This window comes from Neptuniibacter halophilus, from assembly GCF_030295765.1.
GTDB lineage: Bacteria > Pseudomonadota > Gammaproteobacteria > Pseudomonadales > Balneatricaceae > Neptuniibacter > Neptuniibacter halophilus.
Genome location: NZ_AP027292.1, coordinates 2,432,541 through 2,450,478, shown reverse-complemented (window position 1 = coordinate 2,450,478; position 17,938 = coordinate 2,432,541). Strand labels below are relative to the sequence as shown.

Sequence of the window (17,938 nt, the reverse complement as noted above, 5' to 3'; positions counted from 1 at the left end):
AAAAGGCCCTGACGGGCCTTTTTTATTTCACAGGTCGAGCTGATAGATACGCCGCGCATTGTCGTAGCAAAGCATCTCCCGCTCAAACCCCTGCCAGGGCATCTCATCTATATAGCGACGCCAGAGTTCAGCATAGCTGCAGCCTAATTCGGACACCGGGAAGTTACTCGCCAGCATGACCCGGCTCAAGCCAAATTCACGCACGGCATAACTGATCATCGGCCTGACCTGATCCAGATTCCAGTGACGATCAAACATCTCCCAGCCAGAACATTTGATGCTGCATGACGGCTGCTGACCAAGCCGGGTCACCGAGGTCATCCACGTCTGATCAGGCTGACGGGGGAATCCACCATGGTTGATCACCACACTAAGAGCGGGGTTAGCCTGCATCTGCTCTATTAACAGGTTAACTCCCTCCTGATCAGAAAGGGATAACTGGGCTTCAAACAGCAGCCCCTGTTTTGCCAGCAGGGCAAGGTTTTGTTGAAACAGAGGCTGACCTAACAAGCGGGCCGCGCGCTCATCCAGAATAAAGCGAATGCCGACCAGAGAACGGTACCTTTGCAATTGCTGCAACTGCTGTGGAAAAACCGCAGAGTTCAGCGCCGCAAAAGCAACCGAACGATAGGGCAAGGTGCAATGTTGCTCCAGCCAGGCCAGCTCGCGCCAGGGCTTAAGGTTATCGAAACCCGCTTCGATATGAACAAAGCCAGCCAGCTCATGTCCGGCGCCAGGCTGCAGATCAGATTCATGAAAGGAACGGCGGATGTTAACTTTGTCGGGCCAGTCAGGCCCTGTGCCGGCTTGCAGCCACTGGTAATCCCCGCTTTCCAGATTAAACAGATGGATATGAGGATCGATGATTCGCTTCATTAACGGCTCCCTGTCCCGGCGGGTGTGCTCCCTGCTTATTGCTAGCGGGCGGTGTAACCGCCATCAATCACCTGCAGACTACCGGTGATGAAGCGGGCTTCATCCCCCACCAGCAGGGCAATCAGCGCAGCGACCTCTTCCGGCTGGCCGAGACGGCCCAGCGGCTGCAACGCAGCCTCTTCACGATCCACCTCAGCCTTATCTGCACCACTACGATCGCAGTATCGCTGTACCGCCTGATGGTACAGAGGGGTCTCGATTGTGCCGGGGCAAACAGCGTTGGCGCGAATACCATATTCGGCATAATCCAGCGCAGTGGTTCGCGCCATTGAGGCCAGCGCGGCTTTGCTCAGATTATATGCAAAGGAGTTGCTCTTGCCGATCAGCGATTGGTCTGATCCGAGCAGCACCACGGAACCACTGCGTTGCGCCCGCATCGTAGGCAGTGTTGCCTGCAACAGGTAGTATGCGCCTTTCACATTGATCGAGAACACACGATCCAGATCCGCTTCAGTCGTGTTTTCAAGCGTACCTGAAAAATGTATACCTGCATTAGACACCACCGCATCGATCCGGCCACAGCGTTGCACGACCTCTGCAACGGCCTGCTCCACCTGACCACGATCAGCCATATCACAGGCAACAAATTCACCCTCACCGGACGGTGCGAGATCAAAATTGAACACCTGATAACCTTCGCGCAGGAGTCGTTCGACAACGGCTGCGCCTATTCCCGCAGAACCGCCGGTGACAATGCAGACTTTATTCATAGTTAATTTTTCCGTCAGGATTCAGCGATGGCAAAAGCAACGACATACTCCCGCTCATCACTGTAGCTGAGTTGAATCCGGCTGATACCTAATTCGGCTGCACGCTGTTCAGCCCCTTCGCTGAGCAGAACCAGTGGACGTCCGTTCGCGTCTTTATCTATCTGCAGGTGCTGCCAGCTAACACCGCGGCCAATGCCGGTACCCAGCGCTTTCGCAATCGCTTCCTTGGCACAAAAGCGCTTGGCAAGAAACAGATAAGGACGGGCTGAGCGGGAGCACTGTAACTGTTCGGCTGGCGTCAGAATCCGTTTTAACAGACCCGGCGTGCGTTGCAGAGAACGCTGCATACGACTGATCTGAAGGATATCAGTGCCAACCCCGACAATCATTTTTTCAGCGCATCACGTAATGGCTGAACCCGCGCCTGAGTTTGCAGCATCTGCTGTTTCATCTCAGATACCGCTTCTTTCAGGCCGACAAAGAGCGCCCGGGCGATAATACCATGGCCAATGTTCAGCTCATTCATCTCCGGGATCTCAGCAATCTGTTCAACGTTATGATAGTGCAGGCCATGACCCGCATTCACAATCAGGCCTTTCTGGTAAGCGTAAGCCGCTGCTTCACGGATACGCGCCAGTTCAGCCGCCTGTTCAGCGGAGGTTTCTGCTTCAGCATAAGCCCCGGTATGCAGCTCGATCACCGGCGCGCCGCAACGAATCGTCGCATCGATCTGGCTGATCTCCGGATCAATAAACAGTGACACCTCGATGCCAGCCCCAGACAGACGTGCGCAGGCATCCGCAATCCGCGATTCCTGACCCGCAACATCAAGGCCGCCTTCGGTGGTCAGCTCTTCACGTTTTTCCGGAACCAGACAGCAGTGCGCCGGTTTAACATCTTCGGCAATAGCGATCATCTCATCTGTCACCGCCATCTCGAAGTTCATCCGGGTTTGCAGGGTCTCTTTCAGCAGATAGACATCCCGATCCTGAATATGCCGGCGGTCTTCGCGGAGGTGAATGGTGATGCCATCAGCACCGGCCTCTTCCGCCAGCGCTGCCGCCTGGACGGTATCCGGGTAACGCGTACCCCGGGCCTGACGAATGGTCGCCACGTGGTCAATATTGACACCTAATAAGAGACGGGAGGGTTCTATCACCTTATGCTCCTTACATTTTCTGAAACAGCTCACGGCTGCGCAGTGGTTTGTGCCCCAGCACATGATCAATCATCAGACGCATCAGCCGCTTAGCCGCGCGTCGGGTCTGGATCTCAGTATAATCATCTGCTGCAATGGCCGACAGTTGCCAGCCATAAAAACAGTAAGCTTTCTGCTGTTGAGACGGCTGACTCAGGGGGATAAATCCCTCTTCAGGCTGCAGCAGGTAGATGCCATCCGGCTCAGCCTGATTCAACTCAGGCAGGTAACCCAGCTCATCCAGAAGGCGATGCTCAAAGGTACGCAGGGCGCCCTCAATATCTTCCCCGGAGACCAGTTCATTAAGCACATACTGATAGTAAACATAGAGCCGGGGATGGGCATCAAACGGCTGCAGCAGACGCTGCAGAAGCTCGTTGACATAAAGACCACAGAGCAGACCATTGCCCTTGAGGAACATCATCGCTGCAGCCGGTTCGGCCTGGATAATGGTTTTCAGTTCATTGCGACCGCGCCAGCTAATCTGTACCGGGACAAACGACTGAACGCTGGCACGCAATTTGGAATTAGGGCGTCGGGCCCCCTGAACCACGGCGGGTACCCGCCCCTGTTCAAGGGTAAAGAAATCAACCAGCAGGCTGGTGTCCCGGTAGGGGCGGCTGTGCAGTACATAAGCAGCCTGCTGATCGGTCACTGACATGCGAAGGTTTAGTTGTCGTTATAACCCAGACTGCGCAGCGCACGCTCATCATCCGCCCAGCCACGGCGAACTTTAACCCAGAGGTTGAGCATGACTTTGCTGTCAAACATCCGCTGCATATCAAGACGGGCATCGCGACCGATGGTTTTGATCCGGTCGCCTTTGTCGCCAATCACAATACGTTTCTGGCCATCACGTTCAACCAGAATCAAGGCACTGATATGCAAAATGCCTTTACTGTCTTCCTTAAACTCTTCGATCTCGACGGTGGTACCGTAAGGCACTTCATCGCCCAGATTGCGCATCAGCTTTTCACGCACCATCTCTGCTGCCATAAAGCGTGAGCTTTTATCGGTTAGCTGATCTTCGGGGAAGTGGTGCATTCCCTTAGGAATATACTTGGCAATCACCTCTTCCAGTTGTTCAATATTATGGCCATGCTTGGCCGACAACGGGATCATCTCTGCGAAATCCAGACGCGCGGCATGGGTCTGCATCTGAGGAAGCAGTGCCTTTTTGTCTTTCAGCATATCCACTTTGTTAACCGCCAGGATTACCGGGCAACGCACATGTTTGACCTTATCCAGAACCATCTGGTCCTCTTCAGTCCAGGCGGTACGGTCCACAATAAACACCACCAGATCGACATCCCGCAGGGCATCGGAAGCGGCTTTGTTCATATAGCGGTTCAGCGCCTTTTTACCGTCATCTTTGTGTAACCCCGGGGTATCCACATAGATCACCTGCAGATCACCTTCGGTCTTTATTCCCATTACCTGATGGCGCGTGGTCTGCGGTTTGCGCGAGGTAATACTCAGTTTCTGACCGAGTATATGGTTCATCAGCGTCGACTTGCCGACATTCGGGCGCCCTACAATGGCCACAAAGCCACAACGCTGATCAGGATTCTGCGGTTCAAGCAGGTGCATAAGATCTTCAGCCATTTTTATTTCTCCACCTGAAGTGCAATCAGGGCCTTCTTGGCCGCTTCCTGCTCTGCCTGGCGACGGCTGCTGCCTTCGCCCTGTACTAACGAGCTGAGTCCCTCTACCCGACAATCGATATAAAATGTCTGAGCATGAGCCTCACCTTCAACTTTTGCCAGCGCATACTCCGGCAACGCCCGGCGCCGCGATTGCAGGAACTCCTGCAGCCGGGTTTTGGAATCTTTCAGGGTTTCATTCAGATCCAGACCCACCAGACGCTGATCAAACCATCGCAGAATAAATCCGCGGGCGGTTTCCATATCGGTGTCCAGATAGATCGCACCAATAATCGCTTCCACGGCATCAGCAAGAATAGAATCACGCCGGTAACCGCCGCTCTTCAGTTCGCCACTGCCGAGTCGCAGGTAATCACCCAGACCCAGTTCGCGGGCCACCTCAGAGAGCGTGACCCCCTTGACCATACGTGCGCGCAGACGACTCAGCTCACCCTCTTTCGCTTTAGGGAACCGTTTATAGAGGTCGTCGGCGATAACAAAGTTGAGAATGGAGTCGCCAAGGAACTCCAGTCGTTCATTATTTTTTTTGCCGCAACTGCGATGAGTCAGCGCTAATTCAAACAGAGACTCATCGGAAAATTCGTGGCCGATTCGGCGGGCAAGTTCAGATACTGGTTTGATCAAGGTGCTTTTGCTTCGTATTCATTTTTGAATGAAACCAGCGCATCCACATTCTTATACATCGGGATACGCACGTCATATTCGAGGGAGATCCGGATCATGCCTTCTTTCTGGGAGAAAGTAACCGAATCCTGTTCAGGTAAACGAACTTGGTTAATGGTCATTCGTTTAACAAAGTGTTTTTTCATCAGAATCGGCCCGCTACTCAGCTCCTCGGGGCTGTTGATCATATCACTCAATACCGAGTCCACGGTCGCATAGTCCGTATAGGCCGGATAGAGTTTCATACCGATGGAAAAGGCTACGCCACCTACCACCAGAAAAAACAGAATCAGCCAAAATGACGCACCAGCCTGCTGCTTACGAGTTGATCTCATGTGTAATCTCCATTACTCAATCACGCGAACATCACTGAAGGATGGAAGACTGAAGAAGCTCTGCCAGTGCATCCAGACTGCAAAGGCTTTGCCGACAATCAGCTCATCCGGGACAAAACCCCAGTATCGACTATCGTTGCTGTTATCACGGTTGTCACCAACCATAAAATAGTGCCCCTGCGGCACCGTCCACTGCATATTCATTGAAGGCCGGGCCAGATCACGGTAGATCTGGTGCGACACCCCGCCTAACTGTTCCTGAGCCAGTAAAACCTCAGGGCGGTTCGGCGGCAGTTGGGCCAGAAGGGTCTGCGGCTGCGCCACGCCGTTCACATAGAGCACTTTATCCTGATAGCGAATCTGATCACCCGGTAACCCTACGACCCTTTTAATATAGTTAACCGTAGGGTTTTTCGGATATTTGAACACTATCACATCCCCGCGCTGCGGGTCATTCATAGGGATGACTTTGGTGTTCAGGACCGGCAGACGGAAACCATAATGGTATTTGTTAACCAGAATGAAATCGCCGATTTTCAGAGTAGGCAGCATAGAACCTGATGGGATCTGAAACGGCTCAACCAAAAACGAGCGCAATACCAGCACCACCAACAGTACCGGGAACATCGAACGGCCGGTGTCGACCCAGCCGGGGACCCGATTTATCTCCTGCTGAGCGGTCTCGGGCAGTTCTCCGGCCGTTTGCGCCAGGGCGTCAGCCATACGCTCATCGCGCCGGGGTTTGAGAGCGATCCGGTCGTAACACCAGATCAGTCCGGCCACCAGTGTGAGCCCAACCAGAACTAAAGCAAAATCAAAATCCATCTAATCCGATCCTTACCTGTCGAACTCAACTATCAACTTTCAAAACGGCGAGGAACGCATCCTGCGGGATCTCAACGCTGCCCACCTGCTTCATGCGCTTCTTACCCTCTTTCTGCTTCGCCAGCAGTTTTTTCTTACGGCTGACGTCACCGCCATAACATTTAGCCAGTACATTTTTACGCAGCGCTTTAACCGTGGTCCGGGCGATAATTTTGCCACCCAGTGCCGCCTGAATCGCCACATCAAACATCTGCCGCGGGATCACTTCTTTCATTTTTTCACAGAGCTGACGGCCACGGTACTGCGCATTATCGCGATGCAGTATGACAGCCAGTGCATCCACTTTGTCACCATTAATCAGGATATCCATGCGCACCAGCTTAGCTGGCTCAAAACGGACAAAGTTGTACTCCAGTGAAGCGTACCCCCGGCTGACCGACTTCAGGCGATCAAAGAAGTCCAGCACCACTTCCGCCATCGGCAGTTCATAGCTGACCTGAACCTGATTTCCGACGTAATTCATCTGCTTCTGGATACCACGCTTCTCGACGCAGAGGCCGATAACCTGACCAAGATAGTCCTGTGGCACCAGAATGTTGGCTTCTACGATCGGCTCACGCATCTCATTGATCGAACCCGGATCTGGCAGCTTTGACGGGCTGTCGATATGGATAATGTCACCATTATTCATTTCCAGTTCGTAGATAACGGTTGGTGCAGTAGTGATCAGGTCCAGATCGTATTCACGCTCCAGACGCTCCTGAATAATCTCCATGTGCAACATCCCGAGGAAGCCACAACGGAAACCAAAGCCCAGTGCATCGGAGGTCTCGGGCTCGAAGAACAGGGAAGCATCGTTCAGCGTCAGCTTGTCCAGCGCCTCACGGAAATCCTGGTAATCGTCAGAATTGGTTGGGAACAAGCCGGAATAAACCTGCGGCTGAACCTTCTGGAACCCCGGCAGGCTGTCCACATCCGGGGTTTTCTGGTGAGTCAGGGTGTCACCGACCGGCGCACCGTGAATATCCTTAACGCCGGCAACAATAAAGCCAACCTCACCCGCATGCAGAACCCCGGTTTCCGTCCGTTTCGGAGTAAAGATACCCACAGACTCGACCTGATAGTTCTGCCCGGTGGATTTAACCAGGATTTTGTCTTTCTTACGCAGCGTACCTTCCGTGACCCTCACCAGAGAGACCACGCCCAGGTAGTTATCAAACCATGAATCGATGATCAGTGCCTGCAGCGGCGCATCGACATTACCCTGCGGCGGCGGAATATCTTTCACCAACTGCTCGAGGACATCCTCAACACCCATTCCGCTTTTCGCCGAACAGGCCACCGCGTTAGTGGCATCAATGCCGATAACTTCTTCGATCTCAACCCGGACACGCTCAGGTTCCGCCTGAGGCAGATCCATCTTGTTCAGGATCGGTACCACTTCGAGCCCCTGCTCGATTGCGGTATAACAGTTGGCCACAGACTGAGCTTCAACCCCCTGAGCCGCATCAACAACCAGCAGCGCACCTTCACAGGCTGCCAGCGAGCGGGAAACTTCGTAGGAAAAGTCAACGTGCCCCGGCGTGTCGATAAAGTTCAACTGGTAGGTATTACCATCTTTCGCCGTGTAATTCAGAGTCACACTCTGCGCCTTGATGGTTATACCACGCTCCCGCTCCAGATCCATTGAATCCAGTACCTGTGCGGCCATCTCACGGTCACTGAGCCCACCACACATCTGGATAAATCGATCCGCCAGGGTCGACTTACCATGGTCAATATGGGCAATGATGGAAAAATTACGAATATGTTCTAGGCTGCTCACGTACTGGCTACCGTCACTCTATGCACGAAGAAAAGGCGAAAGTTTACAGTATTTGCCGGATTCGGGCTATGAAAAAGGGGACTTTCGCCCCCTTATCCTGATGCTTTATTTGTCTTCAATTTTCAGCGGGATAAACATCGGACTTCCCCGTCTGACAATCCTCATCGGTACCGGACGGGCCTCAGGCAGTTGCGCACTGATACGATTAAAATCATCAACGGTATCCACCTGCTCGCCATTAAGCATGGTAATGACATCGCCAACCATTAAGCCCGCGTCCGCACCGGGCCCCGGCATGACCCGATGCACAACCACACCGGAGCTGACCTGCCATTTTTCCTTACGTTTCGCATCCAGCGCGGTCACCTCTATATCAAGGCGATTCGATTTGTCTTCGTGTGGCTGAGCACGTTCGGTCTGAGCCAGCTCATCCTGCTTTGGTAACACACCGATCTCAACCCGCAGTGTCTTACTCTCACCACCACGTACAATCTCGACACGGGCTTTTTTGCCGGGTTTAACCCGCCCCACAAAATGCGGCAGATCGGATGAACGAATCACCTCCTGACCTTCAAAACGGAGAATAACATCCCCCTCCTGTACACCTGCATCGGCGGCCGGGCTACCCGATAGCACTTTGGCGACCAGCGCCCCTGCCGGTTTATCAAGGCCAAACGATTCCGCCAGATCCCGGTTCACTTCCTGAATAATGACACCCAGCCACCCCCGGGTAACAAAGCCCTGAGTTTTTAACTGATCCGCCACATCCATCGCAACATCAATCGGAATAGCAAACGACAAACCCATAAAGCCACCGGAGCGGGTGTAGATTTGAGAGTTAATTCCGACCACTTCACCCTCAAGATTAAACAGCGGGCCACCTGAGTTTCCCGGATTTATCGCCACATCCGTCTGAATAAACGGCACATAGGTTTCATTAGCCAGAGCCCTTTCCTTGGCACTGACAATACCGGCTGTCACGCTGTGATCAAATCCAAATGGGGAACCGATTGCCAGAACCCACTCTCCTACTTCGAGATCACGGGATCGACCCAACTTGACCGTGGGCAGGTGGTCCGCATCAATTTTCAGCAATGCAATGTCAGATCGTTCATCTGAACCGATCACCTCTGCTTCCAGCTCACGACGGTCGGCAAGTCTGACCAAGACTTTATCCGCATCAGCAATCACGTGATGATTCGTTAACAGGTAACCATCATCCGAGATAATAAAACCGGAACCCAGCGACTGGGGAGCTTTTCTGCGCGGCCGCTCTCCCTGATTAAACTCGGGCATACGGAAGAAGTGGCGGAAAATTTCCGGAATCTCCTCCCCACCCGGCCCGGTAAAAGGACCACCTTCACTTTGACTACCCGCCTTCTGTTCCGTGCTTATATTAACAACAGCCGGAGAAGACTCCTTCACCAGTGATTTAAAATCCGGCAAATCCGCCGCTGATACAGGCAGAGCCAGGATGGCTATACAGGCAAAAATGAGTTGAGTCATGGCTCTCATAAAACGAACACCCTTTTGCTATACGGAATTGGATTAAACGACTTTCATCAGCACGGGCTGATAACGGCAGGAGCGAAACAACGTTGCACTGCCGTATCTGACCAAAAGGAATCCCGTGAGTAAGAAGGCAAACGCCATTGCGATGATGGCCAGTTCATTGCCAAACAGGGCATCTGCTACCACTGCGCCAATAAACAATGCCAACAGCGGCACCAGGTAGATAAACAGCGTGGCTTTCATAAAAGCGCCTTCTTCAATACCTACCATGACCTGATCATCAGTACGCACCTGAAGCTGCTCCGGGTTATTCACCCGGAATATAAAGCGCTTGCCTTCACCCACCGAAGCCAGGAGTTTCTGACCACATCCATTACGGGCAGCACAGCTTGCGCACGCACTCTGACGCTGAGTCTCCACCCAGATACCATGGGCGTCGACCTGAACAACTTTACCGTTTTCCTGAATCATCGACGCTGAACCGAAGAGGCGATCCGCTCAGCAATCATCAGAGGGACATCCCCCACCACTGTGACAAACTGATCCCCCATGCGCTTGCCCACAGCAACCATATTGCCGGACTGAGCAACACCTTCAGGCACAGATTGGCGACCATACTCCTCAATACAGACGCTGAATGAGTTACGCCCATTACTGAACACCTGAACCTCAGCATGCGCCATCACATCGCGTTTAAGGCCAACAAAGCCCTCAGGGAGCCAACCGGCCTGCCAGTGCGACTCTTTACTATTGAGCATATGCTTGTGCTGGTCGATATAATGCTCAACCCCGCGAGAAAGCCTGATGATCTCAGGTTCTGAGGCAGGCTCTGCTAACCCGGTGCGATTACCAAACTGTGCACGGACAATATCATTGGAAACACGATTACCCGGCAGTACATAACTAGGTCGGGTATCAGCAATCACCTCATCCGGCTGCTGATTAACACTTTGCACACCAAGGATTACCATGGCGGTCACTGATGCCGCCGCAGCCATGCTGGCCAGAGGCTTCCAGAACAGATATTTACTGCTGTGAGGCTCCGTTTCTTTTTCTACATCAGAAGCAACAGACTGCTCAGAAAAAGCAGGCTCATCCTGCAGCGCAGCCATGACCTGTCCGCTGATATCCACAGCAGACAGTTCTTCGTTACGCATTGAGGAGCGAATCAGATGATACCGCTGCCATGCAGCGGACAATTCAGGCTCCTGCTCAACGCGGTCTAACGTACGCCGCAGTTCAAAATCGGCAACCTCACCGTCCATGAGTGCTGAAACAGACTCGTTAGTACGCTCAGCCATAGTGTATTACCTCTAAAATCATTCTCATCATCAGCTTGCCAACAAGGGCATTATCTCTTTATCGATCGCTTCACGGGCCCGGAAAATTCTCGAGCGCACCGTTCCCACCGGACAGTCCATCACCGCTGCGATCTCTTCATAACTCATCCCTTCAAATTCGCGCAGGCTAAGGGCAACCCGCAGATCCTCCGGCAACCGGTTCAGTGTCCGCTTAATAACGGATTCCAGCTCGTCCCGATACAGCTGGTTCTCCGGAGTATCGATATCCTTTAACTCATTATCACCTTCAAAAAACTGCGCATCATCCACATCCACATCAGCCGGACGACGTCCGCGGGCAACCAGATGATTTTTTGCCGTATTGATCGCAATGCGATAAAGCCAGGTATAAAAGGCACTATCGCCACGGAACTTGGGCAGAGCCCGGTACGCTTTAATAAACGTTTCCTGAGCCACATCCTGGGCCTCGTGCGCGTCATAAACATAACGGCCGATCAAGGCGATAATTTTATGCTGGTATTTTTTCACCAACAGATCGAACGCAGCTTTATCACCCTGCTTTACGCGTTCTACCAGCTGCCGGTCAACTCCTGCCTGGCTTTCGTTCGACACTCACAAATTCCTTAATACTTTCAACGACACACAAAACGTTCAGCTTAACGTACAAGTTTTCACCGTAGCACTTTTACCCGGAGAAGTTAGCAACCTTACAGAGTCGCTGCGTCGTGTCACTTATAAGAGCAGACAACGGCAACGAAGTTCCCTCCGGCTGTAAAAAAATGCTAAATTGCGCCTTTGGTATAAAACATCAACACTCTCAGTTTGGCCCCGCCTTCGCAAGAGTCAGAGCACTGAAGTGAGCTTCAGGCATCAGCATAGTAGAAAGAGCATTCAAATGACGCAACACCATTACTACGACGCATTGATCATCGGCAGTGGCGCTGCTGGCCTCAGCATGGCACTGCATCTGGCGGAAAATGCCCGGGTGGCCGTACTCAGCAAGCGGGAACTGAAGAGTGGCTCCACCTGGTTAGCACAAGGCGGTATTGCTGCAGTATTGGATACCGCAGACAGTACCCAGGCCCATATCGAAGATACCATGACCGCCGGGGGCAATCTCAGCCACCCGTCTGCGGTCGAATTTACCGTGAGTCACGGCAAAGAGAGTATTGAGTGGCTGATTGAACAGGGCGTACCCTTTACTCAGGAACACGATGACTACCATCTGACAAAAGAGGGTGGCCATTCGCACCGGCGGATCATCCATTCTGCAGACGCCACCGGTAAAGCACTGCAACAAACCCTGATTGCCCGGGCAGAAGCCAACCCGAATATTGACCTGTTCGAACACCATATTGCCGTCGACCTGATCACCCGGCGAAAACTGGGTCTGCCCCATAACCGCTGTGTTGGTGCTTATATACTCAACGCATCCACAGGCCATGTGGAAGTATTCCAGGCCCCTCACGTTGTACTGGCTACAGGCGGTGCTTCCAAAGCTTATCTCTACACCAGCAACTCCGATGGCGCGACCGGTGACGGTATTGCTATGGCGTGGCGCGCCGGGTGTCGCGTCGGAAACATGGAATTTAACCAATTTCATCCAACCTGCCTGTATCACCCTCAGGCAAAATCGTTTCTGATTACCGAAGCGGTACGCGGAGAAGGCGGCAGGCTGCTGCTACCGAACGGAAAGCCTTTTATGCACAAGTTTGATGAACGTGGCGAACTGGCACCCCGCGATATTGTAGCCCGTGCGATTGACCATGAAATGAAGCGGCTCGGTTGCGATTGCCTGTTTCTCGACATCAGCCACAAACCGGCCGAATTTATCAAAAACCACTTCCCGACCATCTACAAACGCTGCCTCAAACTGGGGATTGATATCACACAGGAACCGATTCCTGTTGTTCCCGCCGCTCACTATACCTGCGGCGGCGTCGTCACCGATGAACAGGGCAGAACCGACATACCCGGGCTGTATGCCATAGGGGAAACCTCCTTTACAGGACTTCACGGTGCCAACCGCCTGGCCAGCAACTCCCTGCTTGAATGCCTGGTTTATGCCAAGTCGGCCTCCGGCCACGTTGCTCAGGCACTTCAGGAACCATTAGAACCCTCACTCATTCCGGCATGGGATGAATCTCAGGTAACAGATTCAGATGAGGACGTGATCATCTCGCATAACTGGGATGAAATACGCCGTTTTATGTGGGACTACGTGGGCATTGTCCGTACCAGTAAACGACTGCAACGTGCCAAACATCGGGTTGACCTGCTGCAGCAGGAGATCACCGAATACTACAGTAACTACAAAATCAGCAATGACCTTCTTGAGTTACGTAACCTCGCCGTAGTGGCCGATCTGATCATCCGCTCAGCAATGCTCCGCCACGAAAGCCGGGGCCTTCACTATACATTGGACTACCCGGAGCCAGGCCCGGAGCCACTGGACACCATCCTCACCCCCGTGAACTTCCATTGGGGTTAGAGTTTTGCCCTGGCATGCAACAGCAGCACCCGTAAACGGCGAAACTCTGCAGCACCACAACTATCACGACAAACAATCACAGAAACAGTAAACAAACGCTCAGGGACACGACACTGAAGCGCCAGCAGAAAAGGCAATACCCGGATCTGACGCAGCGCTTCTACTCTGAGCCACTGCCCGTTGTTCTGCCGCAATTTCAATTGCGCTGTATCTGCATCCCAGCTCAGTGCCACAATTGAAAAAGCTGATCGCTGCAGAACCTGATGCCGAAAGCAAAAGAAAGAGATAAGCAGGAGAAGTGGCGCCAGCGTCCACTTGAGAGCAGCATCCACAGGCCAATAAATCACAGCCAAGAGTGCGATGAAATGAAGTGCAAGGCCTGTGCAGAACAGGCCTTTAGAAGGTCTTAGCTGCAGATTACTTAGGCTGAACACGCTCCAGAATAATCCTCACAATTCTCTGCAGATCCGGATCCTGTGGCACTTCACGCTCCATCAGCCAGACAAACAGATCCTGATCCTCTTCATCCAATAACTTTACGAACCGGTGCTGATCATCCAGATCCAGATCCGCAAACGCCTCCTCAACAAAAGGAACAAACAGCACGTCCAACTCAAGCATGCCTCTGCGACTTTGCCACTTCAAACGGCGGATATCATCTTCTGTATACATCTGATCAGGGTTCCCCATGCAGTCACTATATCGATGCCTGAATTATATCGCCAAACGCCATGATTCCCATGACTTATATTAATTCTTCCTGCAGCAGTCGGTGCAATACGCTTCGCTATTCGCACCCTACGGAGTCTATTAACTACGTAGGCTGGGTTAGCGTAGCGTAACCCGGTGTTTCGTCGGTGGCGTTGGCAGGAATGGGAGTTATCGGTGCAATACGCTTCGCTATTGGCACCCTACGGAGTCTGTTAACTATCGGTGTTTTGCAGGCGGCTGCCTGTGATGACCTACCATGATCAGAAACGCGGTTTCTGACCCTGCGGGCGCCGTCGAAGACGGCGTCCAACAGCCGTTCCGCTGAAACAGGGGGTTGTCACATGGGCCCTGTTGTCGTGACCGAAGATAACGCGGGCCAATAACGAAAAAACCCCTACCGCGTATGCGATAGGGGTTCTTCGTAATTAGATGCTTGGCGATGACCTACTCTCACATGGGGAGACCCCACACTACCATCGGCGATGTTGCGTTTCACGTCTGAGTTCGGGATGGAATCAGGTGGTTCCACAACTCTATGGTCGCCAAGCAAAACTGTTACAACTCGGATCTGATTCTTCTTAGTATTTGATTTAGAGTTTTGACTGCTTTCTACATACCGTCAATTCGTTACTCTCTATCGTCGTGCTTTCGCACTTACAAGTCACTTGCCAAACGCCTTGGGCGTTATATGGTCAAGCCTCACGGGCAATTAGTACGGGTTAGCTCAACGCCTCACAGCGCTTCCACACCCCGCCTATCAACGTCTTAGTCTTAAACGGCCCTTTAGGGGACTCAAGGTCCCAGTGAGATCTCATCTTGAAGGAGGCTTCCCGCTTAGATGCTTTCAGCGGTTATCCCGTCCGAACATAGCTACCCGGCAATGCAATTGGCATCACAACCGGAACACCAGAGGTTCGTTCACTCCGGTCCTCTCGTACTAGGAGCAACTCTTCTCAAATCTCAAACGCCCACGGCAGATAGGGACCGAACTGTCTCACGACGTTCTAAACCCAGCTCGCGTACCACTTTAAATGGCGAACAGCCATACCCTTGGGACCGGCTTCAGCCCCAGGATGTGATGAGCCGACATCGAGGTGCCAAACACCGCCGTCGATGTGAACTCTTGGGCGGTATCAGCCTGTTATCCCCGGAGTACCTTTTATCCGTTGAGCGATGGCCCTTCCATACAGAACCACCGGATCACTAGAACCTACTTTCGTACCTGCTCGACGTGTCTGTCTCGCAGTCAAGCACCCTTCTACTCTTGCGCTCATTGCATGATTTCCGACCATGCTGAGGGTACCTTCGTGCTCCTCCGTTACTCTTTGGGAGGAGACCGCCCCAGTCAAACTACCCACCACACAATGTCCCCGATCCCGCTTAGGGACCTGGGTTAGAACCTCAATATTACCAGGCTGGTATTTCAAGATTGGCTCCACCTTATCTGGCGACAAGGTTTCAAAGCCTCCCAGCTATCCTACACAAGTAATATCAAAGTCCACTGTGAAGCTGTAGTAAAGGTTCACGGGGTCTTTCCGTCTAGCCGCGGGTAAACTGCATCTTAACAGCTATTTCAATTTCACTGAGTCTCGGGTGGAGACAGTGTGGCCATCGTTACGCCATTCGTGCAGGTCGGAACTTACCCGACAAGGAATTTCGCTACCTTAGGACCGTTATAGTTACGGCCGCCGTTTACCGGGGCTTCGATCAAGAGCTTCGCTTACGCTAACCCCATCAATTAACCTTCCGGCACCGGGCAGGCGTCACACCCTATACGTCCTCTTTCGAGTTTGCAGAGTGCTATGTTTTTAATAAACAGTCGCAGCCACCTGGTATCTTCGACCGCCAACAGCTTAGAGAGCAAGTCTCATCACCATCAGCGGCGCACCTTCTCCCGAAGTTACGGTGCCATTTTGCCTAGTTCCTTCACCCGAGTTTTCTCATACGCCTTAGTATTCTCTACCTGACCACCTGTGTCGGTTTAGGGTACGGTTAGTCACAACCTGAAGCTTAGAGGCTTTTCCTGGAAGCATGGCATCAACCACTTCAGTCCACATGGGACCTCGTCATCAGTTCTCGGTCTTAAGCGCCCGGATTTACCTAAGCACTCAACCTACTACCTTAAACGCGGACAACCAACGCCGCGCTGGCCTAGCCTTCTCCGTCCCCCCATCGCAGTTGTGAGCAGTACAGGAATATTAACCTGTTTCCCATCGGCTACGCTCTTCAGCCTCGCCTTAGGGGCCGACTCACCCTACCTCGAATAGCGTTGGATAGGAACCCTTGGTCTTCCGGCGGGGAGGGTTTTCACCTCCCTTATCGTTACTCATGTCAGCATTCGCACTTCTGATACCTCCACCCTGCCTTACGGCTTGAGCTTCAACGGCTTACAGAACGCTCCTCTACCATGCCATAAATGGCATCCGCAGCTTCGGTGTCATACTTAGCCCCGTTATATCTTCCGCGCGGGCCGACTCGACTAGTGAGCTATTACGCTTTCTTTAAAGGGTGGCTGCTTCTAAGCCAACCTCCTAGCTGTCTAAGCCTTCCCACATCGTTTCCCACTTAGTATGAACTTTGGGACCTTAGCTGGCGGTCTGGGTTGTTTCCCTTTCCACGACGGACGTTAGCACCCGCCGTGTGTCTCCCATGATTGCACTCATTGGTATTCGGAGTTTGCATCGGGTTGGTAAGTCGGGATGACCCCCTAGCCGAAACAGTGCTCTACCCCCAATGGTGAGACATGAGGCACTACCTAAATAGTTTTCGAGGAGAACCAGCTATCTCCGAGTTTGATTAGCCTTTCACTCCTATCCACAAGTCATCCGCTGGCTTTTCAACGACAGTCGGTTCGGTCCTCCAATGCGTGTTACCGCATCTTCAACCTGCCCATGGATAGATCACTCGGTTTCGGGTCTACTCCTAGCGACTGGACGCCCTATTAAGACTCGGTTTCCCTACGGCTCCGCAAACGCTTAACCTTGCCACTAAAAGTAAGTCGCTGACCCATTATACAAAAGGTACGCAGTCACCGTCCGAAAACGGCTCCCACTGCTTGTACGTACACGGTTTCAGGGTCTATTTCACTCCCCTCACAGGGGTTCTTTTCGCCTTTCCCTCACGGTACTGGTTCACTATCGGTCAGTCAGGAGTATTTAGCCTTGGAGGATGGTCCCCCCATATTCAGACAGCGTTTCACGTGCGCCGTCCTACTCGATTTCACGGTATATAAGTTTTCGCATACGGGGCTATCACCCACTATGGCCACACTTTCCAGAGTGTTCTGCTAACTACAATACCGCTTAAGGGCTGGTCCCCGTTCGCTCGCCGCTACTTAGGGAATCTCGGTTGATTTCTTTTCCTCCGGGTACTTAGATGTTTCAGTTCCCCGGGTTCGCCTCCTATAGCCTATGTATTCAGCTATAAGATACCTGTAAACAGGTGGGTTTCCCCATTCGGAAATGCTAGGATCAAAGCCTGTTTGCCGACTCCCCTAGCCTTATCGCAGGCTACAACGTCCTTCATCGCCTCTGACTGCCAAGGCATCCACCGTGCACGCTTAGTCACTTGACCATATAACCCGAAGGCGTCTGGATCACAGTAACTTGTAAAAGTAACGATAGATTTCGCCGAATTGGCGCATGTAGAAAATCTACATGTCAAATCTAAATCAAATGAATCAAATCCAAATTGTTAAAGAGCGTTTAAAGCAAAAGCTTTAAAAGATAAGGCATCAGTATGCGTTATGTTTTAAAACTCTTAAGAGT

Annotated in this window: 17 protein-coding genes and 2 rRNA genes; 1 reads left to right on the top strand and 18 read right to left on the bottom strand. The window is 52.4% G+C overall.

Annotation, left to right across the window (positions count from 1 at the left end):
• Positions 1–27: 27 nt before the first annotated feature.
• The 14 genes from QUD59_RS11420 to rpoE all read right to left on the bottom strand — a co-directional run bounded on the left by QUD59_RS11420 (position 28) and on the right by rpoE (position 11,581).
• Positions 28–876 (bottom strand): amidohydrolase family protein, encoded by an 849-nt coding sequence (locus tag QUD59_RS11420; RefSeq protein ID WP_286237130.1) that lies wholly within the window; start codon positions 874–876, stop codon positions 28–30.
• Positions 877–917: 41 nt separating this feature from the next.
• Positions 918–1,646 (bottom strand): SDR family NAD(P)-dependent oxidoreductase, encoded by a 729-nt coding sequence (locus QUD59_RS11415; RefSeq protein WP_286237129.1) that lies wholly within the window; start codon positions 1,644–1,646, stop codon positions 918–920.
• Positions 1,647–1,660: 14 nt separating this feature from the next.
• Positions 1,661–2,035 carry a holo-ACP synthase gene (acpS, locus tag QUD59_RS11410; protein WP_286237128.1) on the bottom strand — a complete coding sequence of 125 codons (375 nt, stop codon included), beginning with the start codon at positions 2,033–2,035 and terminating at the stop codon, positions 1,661–1,663.
• On the bottom strand, positions 2,032–2,802 hold the full coding sequence (gene pdxJ / locus QUD59_RS11405; protein WP_286241025.1) for a pyridoxine 5'-phosphate synthase: 771 nt from the start codon (positions 2,800–2,802) through the stop codon (positions 2,032–2,034). The genes acpS and pdxJ overlap by 4 nt, the downstream gene beginning before the upstream one ends.
• Before the next feature lie 13 nt (positions 2,803–2,815).
• Entirely contained in the window at positions 2,816–3,505 is a 690-nt protein-coding gene (gene recO / locus QUD59_RS11400; protein ID WP_286237127.1) for a DNA repair protein RecO, read from the bottom strand.
• Between the two features lie 8 nt (positions 3,506–3,513).
• Entirely contained in the window at positions 3,514–4,449 is a 936-nt protein-coding gene (gene era, locus QUD59_RS11395; protein ID WP_286237126.1) for a GTPase Era, read from the bottom strand.
• A 2-nt stretch (positions 4,450–4,451) separates the two neighbouring features.
• On the bottom strand, positions 4,452–5,132 hold the full coding sequence (rnc, locus tag QUD59_RS11390; protein ID WP_286237125.1) for a ribonuclease III: 681 nt from the start codon (positions 5,130–5,132) through the stop codon (positions 4,452–4,454).
• Positions 5,129–5,506 (bottom strand): DUF4845 domain-containing protein, encoded by a 378-nt coding sequence (locus QUD59_RS11385; protein ID WP_286237124.1) that lies wholly within the window; start codon positions 5,504–5,506, stop codon positions 5,129–5,131. The genes rnc and QUD59_RS11385 overlap by 4 nt, the downstream gene beginning before the upstream one ends.
• Positions 5,507–5,518: 12 nt before the next feature.
• Complete coding sequence (gene lepB / locus QUD59_RS11380) at positions 5,519–6,331, bottom strand: signal peptidase I (protein ID WP_286237123.1); 813 nt, start codon at positions 6,329–6,331, stop codon at positions 5,519–5,521.
• Between the two features lie 25 nt (positions 6,332–6,356).
• Positions 6,357–8,156, bottom strand: a complete 1,800-nt coding sequence (gene lepA / locus QUD59_RS11375; protein WP_286237122.1) for a translation elongation factor 4 — start codon at positions 8,154–8,156, stop codon at positions 6,357–6,359.
• A 105-nt stretch (positions 8,157–8,261) separates the two neighbouring features.
• Positions 8,262–9,671, bottom strand: coding sequence for a DegQ family serine endoprotease (locus QUD59_RS11370; protein WP_286237121.1), 1,410 nt, complete (start codon positions 9,669–9,671; stop codon positions 8,262–8,264).
• Between the two features lie 33 nt (positions 9,672–9,704).
• Entirely contained in the window at positions 9,705–10,139 is a 435-nt protein-coding gene (locus QUD59_RS11365; protein WP_286237120.1) for a SoxR reducing system RseC family protein, read from the bottom strand.
• Complete coding sequence (locus QUD59_RS11360) at positions 10,136–10,969, bottom strand: MucB/RseB C-terminal domain-containing protein (RefSeq protein ID WP_286237119.1); 834 nt, start codon at positions 10,967–10,969, stop codon at positions 10,136–10,138. Before QUD59_RS11360 ends, QUD59_RS11365 begins: the two co-directional genes overlap by 4 nt.
• A gap of 30 nt (positions 10,970–10,999) precedes the next feature.
• Positions 11,000–11,581 carry an RNA polymerase sigma factor RpoE gene (rpoE, locus tag QUD59_RS11355; protein ID WP_286237118.1) on the bottom strand — a complete coding sequence of 194 codons (582 nt, stop codon included), beginning with the start codon at positions 11,579–11,581 and terminating at the stop codon, positions 11,000–11,002.
• A 283-nt stretch (positions 11,582–11,864) separates the two neighbouring features.
• On the opposite strand from rpoE, the gene nadB reads away from it, so the two are divergent.
• Complete coding sequence (gene nadB, locus QUD59_RS11350) at positions 11,865–13,460, top strand: L-aspartate oxidase (protein WP_286237117.1); 1,596 nt, start codon at positions 11,865–11,867, stop codon at positions 13,458–13,460.
• Here nadB and QUD59_RS11345 read toward each other — a convergent pair.
• The 4 genes from QUD59_RS11345 to QUD59_RS11330 form a co-directional block, all read right to left on the bottom strand.
• A complete protein-coding gene (locus QUD59_RS11345; RefSeq protein ID WP_286237116.1) occupies positions 13,457–13,894 on the bottom strand; it encodes a protein YgfX in 438 nt (145 codons plus the stop codon). The two genes, nadB and QUD59_RS11345, sit on opposite strands and share 4 nt — an antisense overlap.
• The gene (locus QUD59_RS11340) at positions 13,878–14,132 is read right to left on the bottom strand and encodes an FAD assembly factor SdhE (RefSeq protein WP_286237115.1); all 255 of its coding nucleotides are present in this window, start codon (positions 14,130–14,132) and stop codon (positions 13,878–13,880) included. Before QUD59_RS11340 ends, QUD59_RS11345 begins: the two co-directional genes overlap by 17 nt.
• Positions 14,133–14,602: 470 nt before the next feature.
• Positions 14,603–14,718: ribosomal RNA gene (rrf, locus tag QUD59_RS11335) — 5S ribosomal RNA — on the bottom strand.
• A 141-nt stretch (positions 14,719–14,859) separates the two neighbouring features.
• Positions 14,860–17,744 (bottom strand): 23S ribosomal RNA (locus QUD59_RS11330).
• Positions 17,745–17,938: the final 194 nt, after the last annotated feature.

Coding starts and splice junctions, on each gene's coding strand:
- QUD59_RS11385 (WP_286237124.1), bottom strand. CDS start 5,506: ATGAGATCAACTCGTAAGCAGCAGGCTGGTGCGTCATTTTGGCTGATT.
- QUD59_RS11360 (WP_286237119.1), bottom strand. CDS start 10,969: ATGGCTGAGCGTACTAACGAGTCTGTTTCAGCACTCATGGACGGTGAG.
- QUD59_RS11370 (WP_286237121.1), bottom strand. CDS start 9,671: ATGAGAGCCATGACTCAACTCATTTTTGCCTGTATAGCCATCCTGGCT.
- QUD59_RS11420 (WP_286237130.1), bottom strand. CDS start 876: ATGAAGCGAATCATCGATCCTCATATCCATCTGTTTAATCTGGAAAGC.
- QUD59_RS11365 (WP_286237120.1), bottom strand. CDS start 10,139: ATGATTCAGGAAAACGGTAAAGTTGTTCAGGTCGACGCCCATGGTATC.
- lepB (WP_286237123.1), bottom strand. CDS start 6,331: ATGGATTTTGATTTTGCTTTAGTTCTGGTTGGGCTCACACTGGTGGCC.
- nadB (WP_286237117.1), top strand. CDS start 11,865: ATGACGCAACACCATTACTACGACGCATTGATCATCGGCAGTGGCGCT.
- recO (WP_286237127.1), bottom strand. CDS start 3,505: ATGTCAGTGACCGATCAGCAGGCTGCTTATGTACTGCACAGCCGCCCC.
- acpS (WP_286237128.1), bottom strand. CDS start 2,035: ATGATTGTCGGGGTTGGCACTGATATCCTTCAGATCAGTCGTATGCAG.
- era (WP_286237126.1), bottom strand. CDS start 4,449: ATGGCTGAAGATCTTATGCACCTGCTTGAACCGCAGAATCCTGATCAG.
- QUD59_RS11340 (WP_286237115.1), bottom strand. CDS start 14,132: ATGTATACAGAAGATGATATCCGCCGTTTGAAGTGGCAAAGTCGCAGA.
- QUD59_RS11415 (WP_286237129.1), bottom strand. CDS start 1,646: ATGAATAAAGTCTGCATTGTCACCGGCGGTTCTGCGGGAATAGGCGCA.